Here is a 6,337-nt window from a genome sequence, read left to right as displayed (position 1 = left end):
AGCCGGTGGGGAGCCCTTCGCGGCGTTCCGGACCTGGCTCGTGCGGGCTCGACCCGGACGAGCCGGTCCGGGCCGGCGACCGGGACGCGTTCCACCCTTCGACGGCGACGGCACTCCGCTCGTTCTTCCCCGGCGACCCGGACCTGACCGCGCGCTTCACCGCCGATCCGGCGTTCCGGCGGGAAGTCCTCGGCCGCGTCCGGGGCGAGCCGATCTCCGCCGAAGCGGAGTGGGCTTGGACGCAGAAGACCGCCCAGGGCACCGCGGCGCAGCTGTTCGCCTTCCACCGCCCACCTCGCCACCGCGGACACTCCCGCTGTCGCGCTCGCACGCCGGAAGCTCGGCGGCGACGCGCTGTACAAGGGCGGGAGCCTGCCCCGCAACCGCGGCTTCGGCCTGTCCGCGGACGGCGGCACCGTCGCGATGTTCTACACCGGCACGGACTTCCCCGAGGTCCCGCTTCCCGGGCTGGGCCTGGCGATCCTCTCCGACCTTCCCGCGTTCGCGCGGGACCTGGGCGTGCGCCTGCGACCCTGATGGGCCACGATCGAACCATGCGAGTACTGATCGCCGGAGCGAGCGGCTTGATCGGGTCGGCGCTGGGCGAACGCCTGCGGCGCGAAGGCCACGAAGTCCGCCGCCTGGTGCGGCGCGAAGCCCGCGAAGGCGGCGAATTCCGCTGGGACCCGCCGTCGGGCACCGTCGCGAGCGGCGCCTTCGAGGGCGTCGACGCCGTGGTGAACCTGGGCGGCCAGCGGTTGTTCCCCGGCCGGTGGAGTGCGATGCGCAAGCAGCAGCTCACCGACAGCCGGGTCGAGCCGACCGAGGTGCTCGCCGAAGCCGTGGCCGAACACGGCGTCGGGGTGCTTGTCAACGCCTCCGCCGTCGGGTACTACGGCCACACGCACGCGTCCACTGTGGACGAATCCGCGCCGCGTGGCCGGGGGTTCCTGGCCGAGCTGTGCGAAGCGTGGGAAGCCGCGACGGCGGCCGCCGGGGACGCGCGGGTCGCGCGGATCCGGACCGGGCTGGTCCTGTCCGCGAAGGGCGGGTTGTACGGCACGCTGCGCCCCCTTTTCGCCCTGTGCCTGGGCGGGCGCCTCGGCGACGGGAGCCAGTACATGCCGTGGATTTCCCTCGAGGACGAGGTCGGCGCGATCGTCCACGTCCTGACGCACGACGACGTGTCGGGGCCGGTGAACCTGACCGGCCCGGCCCCGGTGACCAACGCCGAGTTCACCCGCGCGGTCGGCCGCGTGTTGCACCGGCCGGCACCGTGGTGGGTGCCCGGGTTCGCGCTCAAGGCCGTGCTCGGCCAGGCCGGCGAGGAGATGGCGCTGTTCGGGCAGCGAGCGGTCCCCGCGGTGCTGGAGCGGTCCGGCTACGAGTTCCGGCACCGGACCCTGGACAGCGCGCTCGCCGCGGCATGAGTGTCCGGCTGCAGCGTTGGCTGGTCGTGGGCGTGGTGTTCTCGGCCGCGTTCGTCCTGCTCGGGCTGAGCGTGGCGCGGCAACCGCTGGCCCTCGACGTCGCGGTGTCGAACGCGCTTCACGGCGTGTACGCGGAGCCGCTCGGGCGGGTCGCGCAGGCCGGCAGCGACGTCCTCGGCCCGGTGCTCCCCTACGTCCTCGGCGTCGCGCTGCTGGCGCTGGCGCTGCGGCGGCGTGAACACTTCGGCCTGTGCGTCCGGCTGGCGGTCGTGCTGTTGTTGTGCCGGCTGACCAGCTTGGTGTTCAAGCCGGTCTTCCTGCGGGAACGCCCGCGCGACTACCCGGACCTGAGTTATCCGAGCGGGCACGTGGTGTCGGTGGCGAGCACCGGGTTCGTCCTGCTCCTGCTGTGCGCGTGGGTGTGGCCGCGGCTGGTCCGGCGCGTGGCGGCGGCCGTCGCGGTGGCGGTGGTGCTGTCGGCCGCCTGCCGCGTCGTGCTCGGCGTGCACTGGGTGACGGACACGATCGGCGCAGTGCTGGCGGTGACCGGTGTCGGGCTGCTCTCAGCGTGCGCCTTGCGGCTGCTTCCCCCGGGTGACGGGCGTAGCCTCGACGGGTGAGTTCTTCCCGCACTTCCTGCCGCGCCAGCACCGAGCCCGTCGACGTCCGCGAGCTGGGGACGATCGACTACACCGAAGCCTGGGAGCTCCAGCGCAGCCGGCTCACCGAGCGCGCCGACGGCACCGCGCCGGACACGATGTTCCTGCTGCAGCACCCGTCGGTGTACACGGCGGGCAAGCGCACCGAGCCGGCCGACCGCCCCACGGACGGCACCCCGGTGATCGACGTCGACCGCGGCGGCAAGATCACCTGGCACGGTCCGGGCCAGCTGGTCGGCTACCCGATCGTCAAGCTCGCCGACCCGATCGACGTGGTCCACTACGTGCGGCGCCTCGAGGAGGCGCTGATCCACGTGTGCGACCAGCTCGGAGTGGCGAGCGGCCGCGTCGAGGGCCGCAGCGGCGTGTGGATCCCGGCCGACGAGCGAGGGATAGAGCGCAAGATCGCGGCGATCGGCATCCGCGTCCAGCGAGGCGTGACGATGCACGGCTTCGAGCTGAACTGCAACGCGGACCTGGCAGCGTTCGATTCGATCGTCCCGTGCGGCATCCGCGACGCGGGCGTGACGTCGCTGTCGTACGAGCTCCAGCGCGACGTGACGGTGGAGGCGGTCCTCCCCCTGGCCCGCGACGCGGTGCTGGCGGCCCTCGAAGGCGAGCTCCCGGTCAGTGCGGACCGCTGGCTGCCGCGCCCGGAAGCCCCGAAGGCCGCAGGCGTCACCTTCGCCCTCCAGAACTGAAAACCGTGAAGGCCACCTGTGGACAAACAGGTGGCCTTCACGGGTTCAAGCTCCGGAACTGTCGGACCGTTCCGCTAGCGTGGAAAACGGGAGCTGCTCGGTCAGTCCAGCTGCGGCGCGACCTCGGCGGCGATCAGCTCGATCTGGTCCAGGTCCGACAGGTCCAGCAGCTGCAGGTAGACCCGCGTGACCCCGGTCTTCTCCCGCCACTGCCCGATCCGGTCGACGACCTCCGCGGGCGACCCGGCCAGCCCGTCGGCTCGCAGATCGGCCACTTCCCGCCCGATCACCGAAGCCCGCTGAGCGACCTCCGCGTCGGACCGCCCGACCCCGATCACCAACGCCACCGAGCGCAGGATCTCCTTCGGGTCCCGGCCGATTTCCGCCGCCGCGGCTTCGACGCGGGCGAACTGGGCCAGCGCCGTCTCCGCGTCGGTGAACGGCAGGTTGAACTCGTCGGCGAACCGGGCCGCCAGGGCCGGGGTGCGCTTCTTGCCGCCGCCGCCGATGATCACCGGCGGGGCCGGGGACTGCGCCGGCTTCGGCAGCGCCGGCGACTCGGACAGCGTGTAGTGCTCACCCGCGAACGAGTACGTCGAGCCCGCCGGCGTCTTCCACAGCCCGGTGATGATCTCGAGCTGCTCGGCGTAGCGGTCGAAGCGCTCCTTCAGCGGCGGCAGCGTCAGGCCGTACGCCTCGTGCTCGGCGTCGTACCAGCCCGCGCCGAAGCCGAACTCCACGCGGCCGCCGGACATCTGGTCGACCTGCGCCACGGAGATGGCCAGCGGTCCCGGGTGGCGGAACGTCGCCGCGGTGACGAGCGTGCCCAGCCGGATCCGGCTGGTCTCCCTGGCCAGGCCGGCGAGGGTGATCCACGCGTCGGTCGGGCCGGGCAGGCCGTCGGCCGAGCCCATCTTCAGGTAGTGGTCGCTGCGGAAGAAGGCGTCGTACCCGGCGGCTTCGGTCGCCTTCGCGACGCGCAGCAGGTCGTCGTAGCTGGCCCCTTGCTGGGGCTCGGTGAAGATCCTCAAGTCCACGACGTCAGCCTATAGAGAGGTCGGGCTCCGTGCGCCTCAGCCGGACCAGCATGCGGACGATCACGTCCTCGATCTCGGCGCCGACCTTCTTCGGGTCGGGCGAACTGGCGATCTCGGTCGCCGCGCTCGACAGCGCGCCGAACAGCAGCCGCGCGGTGACCTCGACCGGCACCGGCTCGACCTCGCCCGCGTCGATCAGCGACTGCAGGCCCGAGCGGACCAGCCCGAAGCTGCACCGCTCCTCGGCCTCGCGCCAGCGTTCCCAGCCCATCACGACCGGCGCCTCGTGGATGGCGATCCGCTGGTAGGCGGGGTCGAGGCAGGCGCGGATGAACGCGTTGAGCCCGCCGAGCGCCCGTTCCCACGGCGTGCCCTCGCCGGTCATGATCTTGTCGAGGCGGTCGTAGACGAGGCTTTCGACCTGGTCGAACGCGGCTTCGAACAGCGCCTGCTTGCCGCTGAAGTGGTGGTACAGCGCACCCTTGGTCACCCGGGCCCGCTTGGCGATCTCGTCGAGCGAGGTCCCCGCGTAACCGCGCTTGGTGAACAGTTCGACCGCGCTGTCGACCAGCGCGGACCGCGTCGACTCGGAGTAGTCGAGTCGTCTGGACCTCATTGTCGCCACCTTCACAACTTTACGCCCGGAACCGCTCTCCATACTCATGGTATGTTCGGCGCGTCAGGTCCGTACCGGGAGTATGCCGCAAACCGGCGGTATGACCCGGGCCACGGAAGGGGAGCCACCATGAGCTGGACAGACTTCTACCGACGTCAGGAAATCCTCGAAGCGACCGTCCGCCTGGCCGCCCGGAACCCGGGCGAGCCGCTGCCGCTCGAGGAGGTGCCCGGTGCCGAAGAGCACTTCGGCACCGAGGAAAACGTCCTCGCCGCCCTGCAGTACCAGTGGACGCGGACGCTGAGCGGGCGCCTGCGCGCCGAGGTCATCGACCCGGACGACGCCGACGGCCTCGGCGACCACGTCGACGCCGTCACCCGCGCCTGGCGCGCCGCCGTCGACGAGCACGCCGACCTGCGCGCGGTCCTCGACGGCGCCTACGAGCGGCACGCGTCGCTGCGCCGGATGCACGAAGGCGAGCTGCGGATGCTCGCCGTCACGGCCGGCCTGGCCGACCCGCGCGAACCCGCCGAAGAGATCGTCAAGGTCGGCCACGCGTTCGAGGCGCTGCTGCGCGCGAACCGTGAAGAATCCGTGCGCCGCCGTCCGGTGATCGGACACCTGCGCCGACTGCTCGCGCCCAGTGCGTGAACAGGTTTAAGTTTCACCCATGACACAGCGCTGGACCGACGCCGACATCGCCGATCAGAGCGGCCGGACCGTCCTGGTCACCGGGGCGAACTCCGGCCTGGGGCTGCGCACCGCCGAGGTGCTCGCGGGCAAGGGGGCCCGCGTGCTCCTCGCCTGCCGCTCCGCCGAGCGCGGCGCGAAGGCACTCGAAATCGTGAAAGCGGCCGCCGCGGGCGCCGAACCCGAGCTCATCCCGTTGGACCTGAGCGAGCTCGCGTCGGTGCGCGCGGCCGCCACCTCGGCGCGGGAACGCACCGGCGACGCGCTGGACGTGCTGGTCAACAACGCCGGCGTGATGGCGACCGCCCGCGGCCGCACCGCCGACGGCTTCGAGCTGCAGTTCGGCACCAACCACCTCGGGCACGCGGCGCTGACCTGGCTGCTGCTGCCCGCCCTGCGCGGCCGGCGGCACGCCCGCGTCGTCGCGCTGTCGAGCCTGGCCGCCGTCGGCGCCCGCATCGACCTCGAAGACCCCAACGCCGAGCACCGCCGCTACAACCCGGCCACGGCGTACGGGCAGTCGAAGCTCGCCAACCAGGTGTTCGCCCTGGAGCTCGACCGGCGGCTGCGCGCGGCGGGCGACGACGTCCTCAGCGTCGCCGCCCACCCCGGGTACACCGCCACCGGCCTCGGCAGCGGGATGGCGCGCTCGTACACCAACCCGGTCGTCCGCGCGGTCATCGCCGGGGGTCACCGGATCGGCGAGGTGCTCTTCGCGCAGAACGTCCGCCAGGGCGCGCTGCCGCAGCTGTACGCGGCCACGGCGGACGGTGTCGAGAGCGGCGACTACATCGTGCCGGGCGGCCTCGGCGGCACGCGGGGCAACCCGGTCAAGGGGCGTCCCCTGTCCGCCGCGCGCAGCGAGTCGCTGGGGGCCGCGTTGTGGGACGTCACCGCGAAGCTGACCGGCGTCACCCCGGATCCCGCGTAGCCCGGACGGGCGTACGGTTGAGCTCGTGAGTGCTGCACCTGAAGGCCGGAAGCTGTTGCGTCTTGAGGTTCGCAACAGTGAGACGCCGATCGAGAAGAAGCCGTCGTGGATCAAGACGCGGGTGCGGATGGGGCCGGAGTTCACCGAGCTCAAGGGTCTGGTTCGCCGCGAAGGTCTTCACACGGTGTGTGAAGAGGCCGGTTGTCCGAACATTTATGAGTGCTGGGAGGACCGTGAGGCCACGTTCCTGATCGGTGGGGACCAGTGCACGCG

General features: G+C 72.0%; 7 protein-coding genes and 1 pseudogene. 6 read left to right on the top strand and 2 right to left on the bottom strand.

Translation table 11 applies throughout. From position 1 onward, the window contains the following. Positions 1-554: 554 nt before the first annotated feature. The 3 genes from ACFVYA_RS49090 to lipB are packed head-to-tail and all read left to right on the top strand — an operon-like array spanning position 555 to position 2,790. Positions 555-1,430 carry a TIGR01777 family oxidoreductase gene (locus tag ACFVYA_RS49090; RefSeq protein WP_387055445.1) on the top strand — a complete coding sequence of 292 codons (876 nt, stop codon included), beginning with the start codon at positions 555-557 and terminating at the stop codon, positions 1,428-1,430. Then, entirely contained in the window at positions 1,427-2,050 is a 624-nt protein-coding gene (locus ACFVYA_RS49085; RefSeq protein WP_387055443.1) for a phosphatase PAP2 family protein, read from the top strand. Before ACFVYA_RS49090 ends, ACFVYA_RS49085 begins: the two co-directional genes overlap by 4 nt. Beyond that, positions 2,047-2,790: a lipoyl(octanoyl) transferase LipB gene (gene lipB, locus ACFVYA_RS49080; RefSeq protein WP_387055441.1), complete on the top strand. Its 744-nt coding sequence runs from the start codon at positions 2,047-2,049 to the stop codon at positions 2,788-2,790. Before ACFVYA_RS49085 ends, lipB begins: the two co-directional genes overlap by 4 nt. 101 nt (positions 2,791-2,891) lie before the next feature. Here the strand turns inward: lipB and ACFVYA_RS49075 are convergent, their stop codons facing one another. After that, the gene (locus tag ACFVYA_RS49075; protein WP_285989427.1) at positions 2,892-3,827 is read right to left on the bottom strand and encodes an LLM class F420-dependent oxidoreductase; all 936 of its coding nucleotides are present in this window, start codon (positions 3,825-3,827) and stop codon (positions 2,892-2,894) included. Positions 3,828-3,831: 4 nt separating this feature from the next. After that, complete coding sequence (locus ACFVYA_RS49070; protein ID WP_285989426.1) at positions 3,832-4,443, bottom strand: TetR/AcrR family transcriptional regulator; 612 nt, start codon at positions 4,441-4,443, stop codon at positions 3,832-3,834. Positions 4,444-4,572: 129 nt separating this feature from the next. Here ACFVYA_RS49070 and ACFVYA_RS49065 point away from each other — a divergent pair, with 129 nt between their 5' ends. The 3 genes and pseudogenes from ACFVYA_RS49065 to ACFVYA_RS49055 all read left to right on the top strand — a co-directional run. After that, entirely contained in the window at positions 4,573-5,094 is a 522-nt protein-coding gene (locus tag ACFVYA_RS49065; protein ID WP_387055439.1) for a hypothetical protein, read from the top strand. Between the two features lie 19 nt (positions 5,095-5,113). Then, positions 5,114-6,064 carry an oxidoreductase gene (locus ACFVYA_RS49060; protein WP_387055437.1) on the top strand — a complete coding sequence of 317 codons (951 nt, stop codon included), beginning with the start codon at positions 5,114-5,116 and terminating at the stop codon, positions 6,062-6,064. Positions 6,065-6,089: 25 nt separating this feature from the next. After that, positions 6,090-6,337 (top strand): annotated as a pseudogene (locus tag ACFVYA_RS49055) (lipoyl synthase); the annotation flags it as partial.

This window comes from Amycolatopsis sp. NPDC058278 (genome assembly GCF_042881395.1).
Taxonomy (GTDB): domain Bacteria; phylum Actinomycetota; class Actinomycetes; order Mycobacteriales; family Pseudonocardiaceae; genus Amycolatopsis.
The sequence above is the reverse complement of the archived record's forward strand: the minus strand, read 5'-3'. Positions and strand labels throughout refer to the sequence as shown.

Excerpts from the sequence above, each read along its gene's own strand:
- ACFVYA_RS49090 (WP_387055445.1), top strand. The coding sequence starts at position 555 with ATGCGAGTACTGATCGCCGGAGCGAGCGGCTTGATCGGGTCGGCGCTG.
- ACFVYA_RS49085 (WP_387055443.1), top strand. The coding sequence starts at position 1,427 with ATGAGTGTCCGGCTGCAGCGTTGGCTGGTCGTGGGCGTGGTGTTCTCG.
- ACFVYA_RS49065 (WP_387055439.1), top strand. The coding sequence starts at position 4,573 with ATGAGCTGGACAGACTTCTACCGACGTCAGGAAATCCTCGAAGCGACC.
- ACFVYA_RS49060 (WP_387055437.1), top strand. The coding sequence starts at position 5,114 with ATGACACAGCGCTGGACCGACGCCGACATCGCCGATCAGAGCGGCCGG.
- ACFVYA_RS49070 (WP_285989426.1), bottom strand. The coding sequence starts at position 4,443 with ATGAGGTCCAGACGACTCGACTACTCCGAGTCGACGCGGTCCGCGCTG.